Origin of the sequence: Pseudomonas sp. CM27, assembly GCF_013179515.1 — a bacterium.
GTDB lineage: Bacteria > Pseudomonadota > Gammaproteobacteria > Pseudomonadales > Pseudomonadaceae > Aquipseudomonas.
The window spans coordinates 1-17,073 of the sequence record NZ_JABMCN010000050.1; the positions used below are offsets into that span (position 1 = coordinate 1).

Annotated in this window: 16 protein-coding genes; 2 read left to right on the forward strand and 14 right to left on the reverse strand. The window is 64.6% G+C overall.

What is annotated here, in order from left to right:
• From HP547_RS08625 to rluC, 3 genes are all read right to left on the reverse strand, one after another.
• The coding region (locus HP547_RS08625; protein ID WP_172286049.1) for a S49 family peptidase at nt 1-967 on the reverse strand (967 nt) is incomplete at its 3' end.
• Between the two features lie 6 nt (nt 968-973).
• Nucleotides 974-1,648 (reverse strand): HAD family hydrolase, encoded by a 675-nt coding sequence (locus tag HP547_RS08630; protein ID WP_172233436.1) that lies wholly within the window; start codon nt 1,646-1,648, stop codon nt 974-976.
• A gap of 3 nt (nt 1,649-1,651) precedes the next feature.
• A complete protein-coding gene (rluC, locus tag HP547_RS08635) occupies nt 1,652-2,608 on the reverse strand; it encodes a 23S rRNA pseudouridine(955/2504/2580) synthase RluC (RefSeq protein ID WP_172286050.1) in 957 nt (318 codons plus the stop codon).
• 799 nt (nt 2,609-3,407) lie between these two features.
• Between rluC and rne the strand changes: the two genes are divergently transcribed.
• Entirely contained in the window at nt 3,408-6,695 is a 3,288-nt protein-coding gene (rne, locus tag HP547_RS08640) for a ribonuclease E (protein ID WP_172286051.1), read from the forward strand.
• 104 nt (nt 6,696-6,799) lie between these two features.
• On the opposite strand, the gene murB is transcribed toward rne, so the two are convergent.
• The 8 genes from murB to HP547_RS08680 all read right to left on the reverse strand — a co-directional run bounded on the left by murB (nt 6,800) and on the right by HP547_RS08680 (nt 13,679).
• On the reverse strand, nt 6,800-7,819 hold the full coding sequence (gene murB, locus HP547_RS08645; RefSeq protein ID WP_172286052.1) for a UDP-N-acetylmuramate dehydrogenase: 1,020 nt from the start codon (nt 7,817-7,819) through the stop codon (nt 6,800-6,802).
• Complete coding sequence (locus tag HP547_RS08650) at nt 7,816-8,280, reverse strand: low molecular weight protein-tyrosine-phosphatase (RefSeq protein ID WP_172286053.1); 465 nt, start codon at nt 8,278-8,280, stop codon at nt 7,816-7,818. The genes murB and HP547_RS08650 overlap by 4 nt, the downstream gene beginning before the upstream one ends.
• A complete protein-coding gene (kdsB, locus tag HP547_RS08655) occupies nt 8,280-9,044 on the reverse strand; it encodes a 3-deoxy-manno-octulosonate cytidylyltransferase (protein ID WP_172230896.1) in 765 nt (254 codons plus the stop codon). The genes HP547_RS08650 and kdsB overlap by 1 nt, the downstream gene beginning before the upstream one ends.
• Entirely contained in the window at nt 9,041-9,226 is a 186-nt protein-coding gene (locus tag HP547_RS08660) for a Trm112 family protein (protein ID WP_003247142.1), read from the reverse strand. Before HP547_RS08660 ends, kdsB begins: the two co-directional genes overlap by 4 nt.
• 43 nt (nt 9,227-9,269) lie before the next feature.
• Nucleotides 9,270-10,271: a tetraacyldisaccharide 4'-kinase gene (gene lpxK, locus HP547_RS08665; protein WP_172230905.1), complete on the reverse strand. Its 1,002-nt coding sequence runs from the start codon at nt 10,269-10,271 to the stop codon at nt 9,270-9,272.
• Nucleotides 10,271-10,705: a biopolymer transporter ExbD gene (locus HP547_RS08670; RefSeq protein WP_172231569.1), complete on the reverse strand. Its 435-nt coding sequence runs from the start codon at nt 10,703-10,705 to the stop codon at nt 10,271-10,273. Before HP547_RS08670 ends, lpxK begins: the two co-directional genes overlap by 1 nt.
• Nucleotides 10,702-11,337, reverse strand: a complete 636-nt coding sequence (locus tag HP547_RS08675) for a MotA/TolQ/ExbB proton channel family protein (protein ID WP_172231566.1) — start codon at nt 11,335-11,337, stop codon at nt 10,702-10,704. Before HP547_RS08675 ends, HP547_RS08670 begins: the two co-directional genes overlap by 4 nt.
• 68 nt (nt 11,338-11,405) lie before the next feature.
• Entirely contained in the window at nt 11,406-13,679 is a 2,274-nt protein-coding gene (locus tag HP547_RS08680) for a DNA internalization-related competence protein ComEC/Rec2 (protein ID WP_172286054.1), read from the reverse strand.
• 142 nt (nt 13,680-13,821) lie between these two features.
• Here HP547_RS08680 and HP547_RS08685 point away from each other — a divergent pair, with 142 nt between their 5' ends.
• A complete protein-coding gene (locus HP547_RS08685; RefSeq protein ID WP_172231560.1) occupies nt 13,822-14,448 on the forward strand; it encodes a DUF2062 domain-containing protein in 627 nt (208 codons plus the stop codon).
• Here HP547_RS08685 and HP547_RS08690 read toward each other — a convergent pair.
• The 3 genes from HP547_RS08690 to HP547_RS08700 all read right to left on the reverse strand — a co-directional run bounded on the left by HP547_RS08690 (nt 14,332) and on the right by HP547_RS08700 (nt 16,809).
• Nucleotides 14,332-15,111: an ABC transporter permease gene (locus HP547_RS08690; RefSeq protein ID WP_172286055.1), complete on the reverse strand. Its 780-nt coding sequence runs from the start codon at nt 15,109-15,111 to the stop codon at nt 14,332-14,334. The genes HP547_RS08685 and HP547_RS08690 overlap by 117 nt on opposite strands.
• Nucleotides 15,108-16,040, reverse strand: coding sequence for an ABC transporter ATP-binding protein (locus HP547_RS08695; protein ID WP_172226212.1), 933 nt, complete (start codon nt 16,038-16,040; stop codon nt 15,108-15,110). The genes HP547_RS08690 and HP547_RS08695 overlap by 4 nt, the downstream gene beginning before the upstream one ends.
• A gap of 145 nt (nt 16,041-16,185) precedes the next feature.
• Complete coding sequence (locus HP547_RS08700) at nt 16,186-16,809, reverse strand: glutathione S-transferase (protein WP_172286056.1); 624 nt, start codon at nt 16,807-16,809, stop codon at nt 16,186-16,188.
• Nucleotides 16,810-17,073: the final 264 nt, after the last annotated feature.

Genomic DNA, 17,073 nt, shown 5'->3' on the forward strand with positions numbered 1-17,073 from the left:
TCCACATCGCCAGGTGCTCAGCCACGCCGGCCCCCACGCGCTTGGAAAACCGATCAAACGGCGATTCCTGCACAGTGAAGTCCACCAACTCCTTCTCGCCAACGATCTCACGCGCCACATAGCTGGCACTGCCCAACCCATCCACCAGCCCCAGCGCCTTGGCCTGCTCACCCGACCAGACCAGGCCACTGAACAGCTCCGGATGCTCCTTGTCCTTCAGCCGGTCACCGCGCCCCTGCTTGACCATGGCAATGAACTGGTTGTGCGTGGTATCGAGCACGCCCTGCCAGAACCGGGTTTCCTCGGGCTTTTGCGGCGAGAACGGATCAAGGAAGGCCTTGTGCTCGCCCGACGTGTACAAGCGCCGCTCGACACCCAGCTTCTCCATTGCGCCGACAAAGCCATAACCGGCCGCCGTGACGCCAATGGAGCCCACCAGGCTGGCCTTGTCGGCGTAGATTTCGTCTGCCGCACTGGCGATGTAATAGGCACCGGAAGCGCCAAGGTCGGTAATCACCGCATACAGCTTGACGGCCGGGTACTCGGCACGCAGGCGGCGAATCTCGTCATACACGTAACCCGCCTGCACCGGGCTGCCGCCCGGGCTGTTGATGCGCATCACCACACCCTTGGTCTTGCCGTCCTTGAACGCTTCGCGCAGGCTTTTGACGATGTTGTCGGCACTGGCAGACTCCTGATCGGCAATCACCCCGCGCACCTCGACCAGCGCGGTGTGGCTGGCACTGCGCGACGCCGCCTTGTCCATGTCCATCAGCGGCGAAAACAACGCCAGCAGGCCGAACAGATACACGAAGGTCAGCAGCTTGAAAAAGATGCCCCAGCGCCGCGCCCGGCGCTGCTCCTGCACGCTGGCCAGCAAGGTCTTTTCCAGCAGCCTCCAGCTTTTGCGCTCTTCGCGCCCCTCGGGCTCGGCCTCGGCCTCGGGGGCTTTCCATTCGTCTGCCATGCTTACCTACCTTGGAAGTGGAATCAGGGAACCCGCCAGCCACTCGCGCAGCTGGGAAAAATGATCGATGCACACCTGCGGAGCAAATTCGGCCAGCGCCTGCAGCGACATGGCACCGTAGCCCACAGCCACCGAATGCATGCCAGCATTGCTGGCCATCAGCAAGTCGAAGGCCGAATCGCCGACCATCAGCGCCCGCCCCGGTTCGACACCACAATGGCCGAGGATTTCCTCGAGCATCAACGGATGCGGCTTGCCACGGGTTTCGTCGGCGGCGCGGGTAATGTCGAAGAACTGGTCCAGGCCATTGGCCTTGAGCACCCGGTCCAGCCCGCGCCGGGCCTTGCCGGTCGCTACCGCCAGGCGGTAGCCCTCGGCGCGGAACGCATCCAGCGATTCGATGACGCCCTCGAACAGCGGCGATGGCTGCTGATCCAGCGCCATGTAGATATCGGCATAGTGCTGACGAAAGCGCTCGACCTGCGCCGGCTCCAGGTGCGGATACAGGGTATGGATGGCCTCGCCAAGCGCCAGGCCGATAATGCCCTTGACTGCATCATCGCTGCTTTGCGCCTCACCGGCACGCTCGGCGGCGGCATTCATGGCCTCGACGATACGCCCAATGGAATCGGCCAGCGTGCCATCCCAGTCGAAGATCAGTAGTTCATAGGCTTTTTTCATGGATCAGGGCGCACTCAACCGCTCGATGGTTTTCGCCCAGACTTCGTCCACCGGTGCCTCGAGCTTCAGCTCACCACCGTCCGGCAAAGGCACGGTCAACGCATACGCATGCAGGAACAGGCGCTTGCCGCCCAGGTCACGGATCTCGCGACTGAAGTCTTCGTCGCCATACTTGCTGTCGCCGGCAATCATGTGCCCGGCATGCAGGGTGTGCACACGAATCTGATGGGTGCGACCGGTAATGGGACGCGCCTCGACAATGGTGGCGAAATCGCCAAAGCGGCGCAGCACGCGGAACAGGGTCAGTGCCTCCTTGCCCTCGTCGTTGACTTCGACCATGCGCTCGCCAGAGCGCAGGTTGCTTTTGAGCAACGGCGCGTTGACCTGTTTTTTTGCGGTTGGCCAGTGGCCGCGCACCAGCGCCATGTAGCGTTTGTCGACACCATCGCCGCGCAACGCGGCATGCAGGTGGCGCAGCATGCTGCGTTTCTTGGCAATCATCAGCAGGCCGGAGGTGTCGCGGTCCAGGCGGTGCACCAGCTCCAGCTCCTTGGCGTCCGGGCGCAGCTGACGCAGCGCCTCGATGACGCCAAAGCTCAGGCCGCTGCCGCCGTGCACGGCAATGCCGGCCGGTTTGTTCATCACGATCAGGGCCTTGTCTTCGTAGACAATGGCCGCCTCAAGGCGCTGCAGCAGGCCCTGGGCCACCGGCGCCGGAGCATCACGCTCGGGCAGGCGGACCGGCGGTACGCGCACGATGTCACCGGCCTGGATCTTGTATTCCGGCTTGACGCGCCCTTTGTTGACCCGCACCTCACCCTTGCGCAGGATGCGGTAGACCAAGGTCTTGGGCACGCCCTTGAGGGCCGTGATGAGGAAATTGTCGATGCGTTGGCCGGCAAGCTCCGGCGCGACTTCGATCAGCTGAACGCCGGAAGTCGGAGGGGTATTGGTCGTCATGGCGGGATCATAACAATTTTTTATGGAATTGAAGCACTTAATCATTGCTGCTATAGTCGCGAACGCCGCCAAAAGCGGCAGGCCAGCGGAATCAGGCTCTTGGCCGGTCCCTGACCATCGCAATTCTCCAGGACGCGAGGCCGTCCTACGGGGTTTTCGCCAGTTTACCGAATTGCCTGGAATCGCCACCAGCGCTGTGTAGAGAAGACCGAAAAAAAACGACAAGTGCGGTGTTTCACCTGCTTACCCGATTCTTTTCGCTGTACCTCTGCCCGCCCCGTCGCTTCCACGCAACGCACGGCGAATGCTTCGGAAATACCTGCCTTGGACATGAATGGCGTCAGCGTCGAACCAGCGCTGGCGAAAAATGCAACCCGTTGCGGATTCAGCGCGCGGCAGCACCCGAATTATCAGGGATACGTGCAGGGTGGAGATGCACAGCCCTCGGACCGTGTAGCACCGCGTCCGGCCACCGGCCCACTGATATGGCCGGCGAGCGGATAAGGTCCTGAACAGATGCCCCCGGGCGTCCACGGCTGAAGGTTGATTCCTCCTCCTGACTGAGTGCACAAGGCCCGCTTGGTTGATTCGGATTCCAATTCGAAGCCACCGGGGCCTTGTTGGCACCGCAGCAAACAGGACGCGTCGTCGCGACAACGGCAGGCTGGGCAACCGGCTGGTGCCGAACGTCGCTCGACACGGGGGTGGCCCCGCCACCCTTTGCGCACCTTGGCACCGACCATGAGACGTCGTGTGTGCCGAACGCCGTTTCCGGCAGCCCGGAAACCGACGGTACAACATGAAAAGAATGCTGATTAACGCAACTCAACCCGAAGAGTTGCGTGTAGCCCTGGTGGACGGCCAACGTCTCTACGACCTGGACATCGAGTCCGGCGCGCGCGAGCAGAAAAAGGCCAACATCTACAAAGGCAAGATCACCCGCATCGAACCCAGCCTCGAAGCCGCCTTCGTCGACTTCGGTTCCGAACGTCACGGCTTCCTGCCGCTGAAAGAAATCTCCCGCGAATACTTCAAGAAAGCCCCTGAAGGCCGGGTCAACATCAAGGAAGTGCTCAGCGAAGGCCAGGAAGTCATCGTCCAGGTCGAGAAGGAAGAGCGCGGCAACAAAGGCGCCGCCCTCACCACCTTCATCAGCCTGGCCGGCCGCTACCTGGTGCTGATGCCCAACAACCCGCGTGCCGGTGGCATCTCGCGCCGCATCGAAGGCGAAGAGCGCAACGAGCTGCGCGAAGCCCTGAACGGCCTGACCGTACCGGGCGACATGGGCCTGATCGTGCGCACTGCCGGCCTTGGCCGCAGCAGCGAAGAAATGCAGTGGGACCTCGACTACCTGCTGCAGCTGTGGACCGCCATCAAGGAAGCGTCCCTGGACCGCGCCGCGCCGTTCCTGATCTATCAGGAAAGCAACGTCATCATCCGCGCCATCCGCGACTACCTGCGCCAGGACATCGGCGAAGTGCTGATCGACAGCATCGATGCCCAGGAAGAAGCCCTCACCTTCATCCGCCAGGTGATGCCGCAGTACGCCAGCAAGGTCAAACTGTACGAAGACAGCGTACCGCTGTTCAACCGCTTCCAGATCGAAAGCCAGATCGAAACCGCCTTCCAGCGCGTGGTCGAACTGCCGTCCGGCGGCTCGATCGTGATCGACCCGACCGAAGCCCTGGTGTCCATCGACATCAACTCCGCGCGCGCCACCAAAGGCAGCGACATCGAAGAAACCGCCCTGCAGACCAACCTGGAAGCGGCCGAAGAAATCGCCCGCCAGCTGCGCCTGCGTGACATCGGCGGCCTGATTGTCATCGACTTCATCGACATGACCCCGGCGAAGAACCAGCGCGCTGTTGAAGAGCGCGTACGCGAATGCCTGGAAGCCGACCGCGCCCGCGTGCAGGTTGGCCGCATCTCGCGCTTCGGCCTGCTGGAAATGTCCCGTCAGCGCCTGCGTCCATCGCTGGGCGAAAGCAGCGGCATCGTCTGCCCGCGCTGCTCCGGCACCGGCATCATCCGTGACGTCGAGTCGCTGTCGCTGGCCATCCTGCGCCTGATCGAAGAAGAAGCCCTGAAGGACCGCACCGCCGAGGTACGCGCCCAGGTGCCAATCCCGGTGGCCGCGTTCCTGCTCAACGAGAAGCGCAACTCGATCACCAAGATCGAACTGCGTACCCGTGCGCGCATCATCATCCTGCCGAACGATCACCTGGAAACCCCGCACTTCGAAGTCCAGCGCCTGCGCGACGACAACCCGGAAGTGCTGAACAACCAGTCCAGCTACGAGATCGCGGCTGCCGAGACCGAAGAGGCGCCGGTGCCGACCGCCACTCGCACCCTGGTACGCCAGGAAGCTGCGGTCAAGACTGCCCCGACCCGCGCCAACGCGCCGGTTCCCGCCGCCGCTGAAGAGCCGCAGCCTGCCGCCCCCGTCGTCGCCCCAGCCCCGAGCGCTCCGGAGCCGAGCCTGTTCAAGGGCCTGGTGAAGTCGCTGGTCAGCCTGTTCGCCGGCAAGGACGAGCCCGCCGCCGCACCGGTTGTCGCCGCCGCCGAAAAACCGGCCGCCGAGCGCAGCCCGCGCAACGAAGAACGCCGTAACGGCCGCCAGCAAAGCCGCAACCGCAACGGCCGCCGCGACGAAGAGCGCAAGCCGCGCGAAGAACGTGCCGAACGTGCTCCACGCGAAGAGCGTCAGCCACGGGAAGAACGCGCACCACGTGAAGAGCGTGCACCGCGTGAAGAACGTGCCCCACGTGAAGAACGTGCACCGCGTGAAGAACGCGCACCACGTCAGCCACGCGAAGATCGCCGCAGCAACCGCGGTGAAGAGCGCGTGCGCGAGCTGCGTGAACCGCTGGACGCCACCCCACCAGCCGAACGCGAAGAGCGTGTAGCCCGTGAAGAGCGTGCTCCACGCGAAGAACGCGCCCCACGTGAAGAGCGTGCACCGCGTGAAGAACGCGCACCACGCGAAGAACGTGCGCCGCGTGAAGAACGTGCACCACGTGAAGAACGTGCACCACGTGAAGAACGCGCACCACGTGAAGAACGCGCACCCCGCGAAGAACGCGCCCCACGTGAAGAACGTGCACCGCGCCCACCACGCGAAGAGCGTCAGCCAAGCGCCGCTGAAGGAACAGCCGAGCAGGCTGCCGAGCTGGCCGAAGAGCAACTGCCGAACGAAGAGCTGCTGCAAGACGAGCAAGAAGGCACCGATGGCGAGCGCCCGCGTCGCCGCTCCCGTGGCCAGCGTCGTCGCAGCAATCGTCGTGAACGCCAGCGCAATGCCAATGGCGAGCTGATCGACGGCGACGAAGAAGGCAGCGAAGAGCAGCCACAGCAGCACCAGGCCACCGAGCTGGGTGCCGAACTGGCCGCCGGCCTGGCCGTCACTGCTGCTGTCGCCAGCAGCAATATCAGCGCCGACGCCGAGGCCCAGGCCAATCACCAGGCCGAGCGCGCCACCGCCGAAGTCGCTGCCACTGCAGAAACCGACAACAGCGAAGCCGCCCAGCCGGTTGAGCAGGCTGAAAAAGCCGAGCAGGTCGAAGCGGTCGCCAAGGCTGAAGAAGCCGCCGTTGCCCCAGCTGTGGAGCAACCGGTCAGCGAGCCTGTCGCCGTGGTCGAGGCAACTGCCGAGCCTGTGGTGGAAGTGGCTCCAGAGCCGGCTGCCGAAGCAGCACCGGTGATCGAGTCGACCGTTGTTGCCGAAGCCGGGGCTGTTGAAGCACCGGCAGAAGCCCCCGCTGTCGAAGCCGGTGAAATCGAACAGGCTCCGGCCGTGATCGAAATCGCTCCGGTTGCCGAGCAAGCTGCCCCGGTTGTCGAAGCCCAGCCAGAAGTGGTGGCCGAGCCTGCACCTGCAGTGGTCGAGCCTGCAGTTGTCGAAGCCCCTGCTGTGGTAGAGCCTGCCACTGTCATGCTGTCCAACGGCCGTGCGCCGAACGACCCGCGTGAAGTGCGCCGCCGCAAGCGTGAGGCCGAGGCTGCTGCCAAGGCCGCACAGCAAGCTGCTGTAACTACCGAGGAGCCAGCCCTGGAAGCCGCCGATGAGCACAAGCCTCATCACAGTTGATAACCAAGGCTGAATGAAAAAGCCCCGCCAGTGCGAACTGGCGGGGCTTTTTCTTGGCCGGGGGTTTTGCCTGCAACAGCGAACAGGCCAGTACAGGCAAGGAATCAGTAGAGATTAGGCTCCATCTCCAGCTCAACCCCAAACCGCTGCAGCACATCCGCCTGGATCTCCAGCGCCAGCGCATGCATCTGCGCCCCGCTCGCCCGGCCGTAGTTGACCAGCACCAGAGACTGCAAGCGATGCACGCCCGCATCCCCTTCGCGATAGCCCTTCCAGCCCGCCTGCTCGATCAGCCAGCCCGCTGCCAGCTTCACCTGCCCATCAGCCTGGGGATAAGCCACCACCCCCGGATGCTGGCCACGAATACGCTCGACCAGCTCAACCGCTACCACCGGGTTCTTGAAAAAGCTTCCGGCATTGCCGAGCTCCGCCGGGTCTGGCAGCTTCTCGCGGCGAATGCTGCAGATCGCATCACTGACCGCCTGAGCTGTCGGCTGGGTCACGCCCTGCTCGGCCAGGCGCTGGCGCACCGGGCCGTAGTCCAGGTGCGCCCGCAAGGTCCGGCTCAAGGCAAACCGCACACGCAGGATCAACCAGCGGCCCGGGCTGCGCTTGAACAGGCTGTCGCGATAACCGAAGGCGCACTCCGCCAGCCCGAAGTCATGCAGCTGCCCGGTCTCACGGTCCAGCGCGGTCAGGCCGGCGAACACGTCCTTGATCTCCACCCCATAGGCACCCACGTTCTGCATCGGCGCAGCCCCTACCGTACCCGGGATCAGGCTGAGGTTCTCCAGCCCGCAGTAGCCCTGCGCCAGCGTCCACTGCACGAACGGATGCCATGGCTCACCGGCCTCGGCCTCGACTACGACACGTTCGCCGTCATCACTGAGCACGCGGCGACCGCGGCTGGCCATGTGCAGCACCAGCGCATCGATATCACGGGTCAGCAACAGGTTGCTCCCGCCCCCGATCACCAGTACCGGCAGCCCCCGTTGGTGCGCCATGCTCAGGGCCTGGCGCACTTGCTGGTCATCGTGCGCCTGGCTGAAATACCGCGCCTTCACGTCGATGCCGAAGGTGTTGTACGGCTTGAGCGATACCTGCTCCTGCCACTGCACTGTCATAGCCGCCCCTTGATTTCCAGCACCAGCGCCTGGCAGGCCGCTTCAACCAGGTCGAGCACCTGCTCGAAACCGTCGGCACCGCCGTAATACGGGTCTGGCACTTCATCCAGTGCAGCACCGTAGCGGCGCAGGAACAGGTCAAGCTCACCTGCGGAGGTATGCGGGCGCAGGGCGCGCAGATCGCGGAGGTTGCTCTTGTCCATGGCCAGGATCAGGTCATATTCGGCAAAATGTGCCGCCTTGACCTGCTGCGCACGCTGCTGCGACAGGTCGTAACCACGCGCCAGCGCGGCTTTGCAGGTACGGCTGTCGGGGCCCTTGCCGACGTGCCAGTCACCGGTGCCGGCCGAGGCCACATGCACCCGGTCGGCAAGCCCGGCGGCCTGCAGTTGCTGGCGCAGCACGCCTTCGGCGGTGGGCGAGCGGCAAATGTTGCCCAGGCACACGAACAGGACGCGCATCAGGCCTCCAGCAAGCGCCGCACGCGCTCCAGGTCTTGCGGGGTATCCACGCCCACGGCAGGCGCCTCGATGGCGTCCTCGACGTGAATCCGCACCCCATGCCACAGGGCCCGCAGTTGCTCCAGCGCTTCGGTCTGCTCAAGCCAGCACGGGCCCCAGCTGACGAAGTCCTGCAGGAAGCCGACGCGGTACGCGTACATGCCGATGTGGCGGCGGTAAGGTACGCCCGGCGGCAACTGGCTGCGGTCATTGGCGAAGGCATCGCGGGCCCACGGCAGCGGCGCGCGGCTGAAACTCAGGGCCAGGCCATGCTTGTCGCTGACCACCTTGACCGCATTGGGGTTGAATACGGTTTCCGGCTCATGCACCGGCTCGGCCAGGGTGGCGATGCCAGCCTCTGGGTGAGCGGCCAGGTTGGCGGCCACCTGGTCGATGATCACCGGCGGGATCAGCGGCTCGTCGCCCTGCACATTGACCACGATGGCGTCGGCGGGCAGGCCGAGCTGCGCAGCCACTTCGGCCAGGCGGTCGGTGCCCGACTCGTGATCGACACGGGTCATCAGCACTTCAGCACCAAACGCCTGGCAGGCCTCGAAGATGCTGGTGTCGTCGGTGGCGATGACCACCCGGCTGGCGCCGCTTTTGCGCGCCTGTTCCCAGACATGCTGGACCATCGGCTTGCCGGCGATCAGCAGCAGCGGTTTGCCCGGCAGGCGCGTGGACCGCAGGCGGGCGGGGATCACCACAGTGAAATTCACGCTCATTTGTCCAGACGCTCGTCGTCGGTCAGGGTCCGCGCTTCGCTTTCCAGCATCACCGGGATGCCGTCGCGGATCGGGTAGGCCAGGCCGGCGCCCTTGCTGATCAGCTCGGTCTTGTCGGCGCTGAGCTTGAGCGGGCCCTTGGTGATCGGGCAGGCCAGGATATCAAGCAGTTTGGTGTCCATTGGAGGCTTCCTTGAGGCCAGATGGCCGGAAAATGAAAAAAGCTCAGGGCTTGCGCAGCAAGCGCCGCAGCTGGCTGTCGAACCAGGCGCTGAACGCCGCGGTGGGCTGGGCCTCGACGGCCAGGTACCACCAGTCGTCAGCAGCGAAGGCCCGGCATTTAACCGCGTCCTTCTCGGTCATCACCAGCGGCAACGGCGGGCTGAAAGCCAGGCGCTCGGCGCTGAATTGCGCATGGTCGGCGAAGGGGTGCGGCAGCGGCTGCCAGTTTAGCCCCAGCAGGGTGTTGAAGAAACGTTGCGGGTTGCCGATACCGGCTACCGCATGCAGACGCTGGCCGGCGGGGAAATAATCGAGCGCGCGGCGCTCGCCACTGCGCAGGTTGACCAGCGCGCTGGGCTGCAGGCAGAAGCCGAAGCCATCGGCGCGGTCTGCGCTGGCGCCGTTGAACAGTACCGCGTCAGCGTCTTGCAAACGTTCGGCAGGCTCACGCAGGGGGCCGGCGGGCAGGCAGTGGCCGTTACCCAGGCCGCGGGCAGCATCGATCAGCACCAGCTCCAGGTCGCGAGCCAGGCGGTAGTGCTGCATGCCGTCATCACACAGGATCAGGTCGAGGGGTTCGCTGGCCAGCAGTGCCTGCACCGCGCGCGAGCGGTCGGGGTCGATCATCAGCGGCACGCCGGTGCGCTGCACGATCAACAGCGGCTCGTCACCCGCCTGGGCAGCCAGCTGGTCAGCCCGCACCCGCCAAGGCAGCTGTGGTGGCTTGGCACCATAGCCACGGCTGACCACGCCGACCTTCAGGCCCTGCTGGCGGCAGTGCTCGATGAGCCACAGGATCATCGGCGTCTTGCCGGTACCGCCCACGGTAATGTTGCCCACCACGATGACCGGCACCGGCGCCCGGTAGCTGGCGCTTTCACCACTGAGAAAACGCGCCCGCTTGCCCGTGACCACACGGCGGTACAGCGCCTCCAGCGGGCGCAGCAGCGCCAGCGCCGGATGCCCGGCGTACCAGGCAGCGAGCAGGCGGTCGGCGAAGGCCATCAGGGCGTGCCCTGGGCCGCCTCGACGGTGGTCATGCGCAACTGGCTGAAGCCGAGCTTGCCGGCGGCATCCATTGCAGTGACCACCGCCTGGTGCGGGGTCTTGCCGTCGGCACTGATAGCCAGCGGCAGCTTGTTGTCGCCGCCCGACTCACGCTCGATCGCCTCGCTCAGGGTGGCCAGGTCGCTCTTGGGCAGCAGGTGGTTGTTCACCGAGTACACGCCTTCGGCGCTGATGGTGATTTCCACCAGCTTGCCCTGCTCGGCCGGCGCCGGCTCGGCGCTGGCGGCCTCGGGCAGCTCGACGCGCAGCTGGGTCTCGCGGGTGAAGGTGGTGGTGACCACGAAGAACAGCAGCAGGACGAACACCACGTCGATCAGCGACGCGAGGTTGATGTCGACGTTCTCCCGCTGGCGATTGCGCCGAAACTTCACGCCTTGCCTCCGGCCACTTCCACTTCACGGTCGCCCTGGATCACCTCCACCAGCTTGATCGCCTCCTGCTCCATGCCCACCACCAGCTCATCAATGCGGCGCAGCAGGAAGCGGTGGAAGAACACCGCCGGAATGCCGACCATCAGGCCGGCAGCAGTGGTCACCAGCGCTTTGGAAATACCACCGGCCAGCACTGCGGCATTGGCGGTCATCTGCGAGCCCATGAAGGCGCTGAAGATGTCGATCATGCCCAGCACGGTACCCAGCAGGCCCAGCAGCGGGGCCATGGCGGCGATGGTGCCGAGGGTGCTGATGTAGCGTTCCAGCTCGTGGATGACACGCGAGGCGGCCTCCTCGATGCACTCTTTCATGATTTCGCGGCCATGGCGGGAGTTGGCCAGGCCTGCCGCGAGGATTTCACCCAGTGGCGAGTCGGCACGCAGGGCCTTGAGCTTGTCACTGGTCAGTTGCTTGTCCTTGATCCAGATCCACACCTGGCCCAGCAAGTGCGGCGGGGTGACGCGACTGGCGCGCAGGGTCCACAGGCGCTCGCCGACGATAGCCATGGCAGCGATGGAACTCAGAATGATCGGCAGCATCATCCAACCACCGGACTTGACCAATTCCCACACAGTAAACGCCCCTTCGGAAAAAGGCCGCCACTCTACCATAGGCGCGCCGAGGGCTCATCTGCCAGAGGTCAGGGAATTGGTGGGGGCCGGGAGGTGTTTGCCGCGACATTTTCAGCGCCTCCGAGATCAAGCGCCGCACGAACCCGCCAAAACCGCCGCTGCCCGCGCATACCCTCAACCGCCCCGTGCCCCCCCAAAACCAGCCGCAATGCCCCCTCCACCGCCGTGTCATGCATCACCACCCCATGCCGCCGATACCGCTCCACCACCTGCGCATGCGGATGCCCAAAGCTGTTATTGCGCCCCCGGGAAATCAACACCCCCTGCGGCGCCGTCGCACGGATGAAAGCCTCGGTGGACGAACTCCGGCTGCCATGATGGGGCGCCTGGAGCCAGTCGATTCGGGGCATGTCAGCCTGCGCAAGCCAGGCCCGCTCCGCAGCGGCCTCGATATCACCCGCCAACAGCAATCGCTCACCCTGCGCCTCGACCAGCAGCACACAGGAGCGGTCATTGCTGCTCTGCCCGTCAGCCCAGCGCCACAGCGAAAACCGCACACCATCCCACTCCCACTGCTCGCCGCTGCTGCACGGCTGCAACTGAACATGCTCCAGCGCTTCGCCCCCGATCATCCGCCTGACCGGCAAGCCCCGCTCGACGGCCGCTGCACCGCCCGCATGATCGGCATGCGCATGGCTGATCAACATCATGTCCAGGCTGCCCACCCCCAACTTGCGCAAGGTCGGCAGCACCACCCGCTCACCCAGGTCACTATCCCCCCTGGCCGGCCCGGCGTCGTACAGCAGGTTGTGATGGCGGGTACGCAAGAGCACCGCCAACCCTTGACCAACGTCCAGCTGCAACACCTCGACCTGCCCCAGCGGCACTGGCTCCCGGGGCACCCACAGCGCCAGCAGCATCACCCCGCCCAAACCGCGCAGCGGCACGCCGCGGGGTAGCAGCACCAGCAACGCCCCAAGGCACACCAGCAGCCAGGCCCACAGTGGCGGGGCCGGCGGCAGCCACGCCGCGCGCTGTTGCGCCACCAGGTCCAAACCTCGGAACAACAGGTCCAGCAGCCCACCCGCCAGCCACAACAACGCCTCACCTGCCCCGCCCAGCGGCAGCAGCAGCGTACCCGACAGCGCCAACGGCAACACTGCCAGGCTGATCCACGGCACTGCCACCAGGTTGGCCAGCGGCGCACTCAGGCTGACTGGCAGGCCTGTAGCCAGCAGCACCGGCAATAAACCGATGGCGATCACCCACTGCGCACGCGTCCAGGCCTGCCAGGGTCGCCAGCCGCCCAGGCGGGCACTGAAGCAATAGATAAGCGTGGCCACGGCGGTAAACGACAGCCAGAAGCCAGGCAGCAGTGCCGCCAACGGCTCGACCAGCAACACGGCAACCAACGCCAGCAGCAAAGGCAAGAACGCCCCAAGGTGGCGAAAACGCAGCCGCCAGAGCAACACCACCGCCAGCATCAGGCAGGCCCGCTGCACCGGCACGCCGCCACCGGCCAGCCAGCCATAGGCCAGCGCCGCAGCCATTGCCAGGCCACAGGCCCAGGGCAACCAAGGCAACCGCGCAGGCCACAGGCCCCAACGGGCCAGCCCGGCGACCAGGCCATACAACAAACCAGCGACCAGCCCGATGTGCTGCCCGGAAATTACCAGCAGGTGCACCGTGCCGGTGGCCTGCAGTGTCTGCCAGTCCTGCCGGGCCAGGCCCGCGCCATCGCCCAGCACCAGCGCCACGAGCGCGGCTTGCCGGCCATTGGCGTCCACGGCCAACAGGCGCTGGCGCAGCGAATCACGCCAGCCGCCAGTAACCGGCGCCAGCAATTGCCCGGCTTTGACCGTGCCCGTGGCGCCAACGCGCCGCGCCAGCAATTGCGCTTCGCGGTCTGGCCCATGCGGGTTGAGCAGCCCGGCCGGGCGCTGCAAGGTCACCGCCAGCCGCCATTGCTCACCCGCCCGCAGCGGTGGCCCGTCGAACCAGTTCAGCTGCAAGCGCCCTGGTAGTTGCGCCCGCCGCGACTGGGCGGCCTGCAGCTCGAAGCGTACGCTTTGCGCCGTGCGCGCCGGCAGACCCACCACCCTGCCCTCCAGCCACAAGGTGCGACCGTCCAGCGCGGGGGCCAGGCGGTCATCCAGCGCCTGCTGCGCCAACCAGCAGGCCCAGCACAGCCCCAGCATGAAAACCCCCAACGGCCACAGCCGGCCAAACAGGCTGGCAACCGCACAGGCAGCCAGCAGCATCAGCCATCCGACCGATGGCAAAGCGGGGAGAAAACCCAGGGCCAGAAGCCCGAGCGCGAGCGCCAACATCCCTGTGCGCATGAGATAGAGCTCCAGAAGCGAAATCACCTTCTGAGGCATAGCGCAATTGTCGGCCCAGCTTGCTCAACAATTGTCACAAACTCTAAACGAGGCTGAACGGGAATAAGGGCATACTGCCTCGATCAACGCCCCGGGAGCCTACATGCCGCGCCGACTTTTCAAACGCTACATGCCGGATCCGACCAGCATTCGCGAACACAAGTCCTTACGCTTTTTCGGCAAGCTGCTGCACGACCCGAACCTCTGGCACCTGAACCGCCATTCGGTAGCACGGGCCATGGGGGTAGGCCTGTTCGCGGCGCTGATACCCATCCCCATGCAGATGTTGCTGGCTGCCGCGCTGGCGATCCCGGTGCGTGGCAACCTGCCCATTGCCGTCAGCCTGGTGTGGCTGACCAACCCGCTGACCATGCCGCCGGTGTTCTTCGTCACTTACATGACCGGCGCCTGGCTGATGCAAGTTCCGCCACGCAGCCTGCCCGACGCCCTCACCTTCGAATGGATCACCGACCAGCTGGCGACCGTCTGGCAACCGTTTCTGCTGGGTTCGGTGGTGTGCGGGGTGGTGCTGGGCGTCGCTGCCTACTTCACCACCCTGCTGTACTGGCGCTGGTGGATTGGCCGGCAGTGGCGCCGGCGCAAGCTGCGTTGCTCATGCACGCATGCCACGGCCGCTGACCAGCAGGCGAACGCACAGGGTATAGAGCACCGCAGTGGCCACCAGCATGAAGGTGATCGCCGTACCAATACTGATATCCGACACCCCTAGAATGCCGTAGCGGAACGAGTTGACCATGTGCAGCACCGGGTTGGCCAGCGACACGGTCTGCCAGAACGGCGGCAGCAGGTTGATCGAGTAGAACACCCCGCCCAGGTAAGTCAGCGGCGTCAGCACGAACGTCGGAATGATCGAAATGTCATCGAAGTTGCGCGCGAACACTGCGTTGACGAAGCCCAGCAGCGAAAAGATGGTGGCGGTCAGCAGCACCACGACCACCGTCACACCCAGGTGATGCACCTGCAAGTCGGTGAAGAACATCGACAGGATGGTCACGATCACCCCCACCGCCAAGCCACGCAGCACGCCGCCCAGCACATAGCCGACAAGGATGATGTGCGGCGACACTGGCGACACCATCAGCTCTTCGATCGAGCGTTGGAACTTGCTGCCAAAAAAACTCGACACCACGTTGCCGTACGAGTTGGTGATCACCGACATCATGATCAGCCCCGGCACGATGTACTGCATGTAGGTGAAGCCACCCATGTCGCCGATCTGCCGGCCGATCAGGTTACCGAAGATGACGAAGTACAAGACCATTGTGATCGCCGGAGGCAGCAACGTCTGCGGCCAGATACGCAAGAAGCGCCGCACCTCGCGGTAGACGATGGTATTGAGGGCGACCCAGTTGGTGCGCAGTTCCACACTCATACCGCCACCTTCGACAGGTTTTTTTCCACCAGGGACACGAACAGCTCCTCAAGTCGGTTGGTCTTGTTGCGCAGGCTCTGCACTTCGATGTTCTGCAGCGCCAGCTGGCCGAACAGCGCGGTGATGCCGATGTCCTTGTCCACCTGCACTTCCAGGCTATGCGGGGTCAGCAGCCGGCAGGGGTAACCTTGCAGCACAGGGGCGCTGGCCAGGTCCTGCTTGATGTCGAGCACGAAGGTTTCGACATGCAGCTTGCCCAGCAGTTTGCGCATGCTGGTGTTCTCGACGATGGTGCCGTGGTCGATGATGCCGATGTTGCGGCACAGCTGCTCAGCCTCCTCCAGGTAATGCGTGGTGAGGATGATGGTGATGCCCTTCTGGTTCAGCTCGGTGAGGAAGCTCCACATCGAGCGACGCAACTCGATATCGACGCCCGCAGTAGGCTCGTCGAGGATCAGCAGGCGCGGTTCGTGGATCAGCGCGCGGGCAATCATCAAGCGGCGCTTCATGCCGCCGGACAACGAACGCGACTGCACGTCGCGCTTGTCCCACAGCCCCAGCTGGGTCAGGTACTGCTCGGCGCGCTCCTTGGCCAGCTTGGGCGGGATGCCGTAGTAGCCGGCCTGGGTGACGACGATGTCGAAGGTTTTCTCGAACTGGTTGAAGTTGAACTCTTGCGGCACCACGCCCAGGCAGCGCTTGAGCGCCGACGGCTCGCGGTCCAGGTCGTGGCCGAACACGTTGACCGTGCCGCTGGTCTTGTTCACAAGGGTGGAGAGAATGCCGATGGTGGTGGACTTGCCGGCGCCATTAGGGCCGAGCAAGGCGAAGAAGTCGCCTTCGGCAACGTCCAGGTCGATGCCCTTGAGGGCCTGGAAACCGTTGCCGTAGGTCTTGGTCAGCTGTCGGATGGACAGGGCGGAACTCATAGCGGGTCACTTACCGAGGAAAAAGGTGCGGGACACGCCAGGCAAAGTCACTGGCGCAGTGAGTGCGGCCCATGGTGCAAGGCCGGGCCGCACAAGTACAGTCATGTGTATTGATAATGACTATCGAGGCACGCGTTGTGTTCGATCAGGTCAGTGCAGTCATCACCGCAGCCTGGTAGGCCGGGCGTGACTTGAGCCGTTCATACCAGGCTTCGAGGTGATACATGGTCGGGCGTTCGATGGGCATCTCGAACCAGGCATAGATGAAACTACCCAGTGGGATGTCGCCCATGCCGATCTGGTCACCGGACAAGTACGGTTGTGTGGCCAGGGTTTCGTCGGCGATGGCCAGCAACTGCGCGCACTGTTTGTGGGCAGCGTTGATGGCAACCCAGTCGCGCTGGTCTTGCGGGGTGCGCAGCAGGCCCCAGAACAGCGGGCGGAACGGCGCGGCGAAGGATGAGGTGGTCCAGTCCATCCACTTGTCGGCCAGGGCGCGCTGGCGCGGGTCTGCCAGGTACCAGCCCTGCTGGGCGCCGTACTCGGCGCACAAGTAGCGGACGATCGTATTGGACTCCCACAGGGTCAGGTCGCCATCTTCGAGCATCGGCACCAGGCCATTGGGGTTAAGGGCGCGGTAGTGCGGCTCATTGACCACGCCGAAGGCGCCGCCAGCGTCGATGGATTCGAAATCAAGGCCCAGTTCGTGGGCGATCCACAGCGCCTTGCGTACATTGCTCGAATTCTTGCGGCCCCAGATCTTCAGCATGGCAACGTCCTTATGAATGCGCAGGTGGCACAGTCTACTCCAGAGTTTCGTCGCCTGTACCGGCCCGATCGCCGGCAAGCCAGCGCTCATAAGTACCACGCAAACCTTCAACCCGTGGTGACCTGTGGGCGCTGGCTTGCCGGCGATTTGGGCAAGTACAGAAAAACAAGGATCTGAAACTCCCGCCGCCACACCCTGTCACTGTTCTGACCCTGTCGTTCCCGGCGTTGCGTCTAAGCTATCCGGGACGGCTCAAGCCCTTGG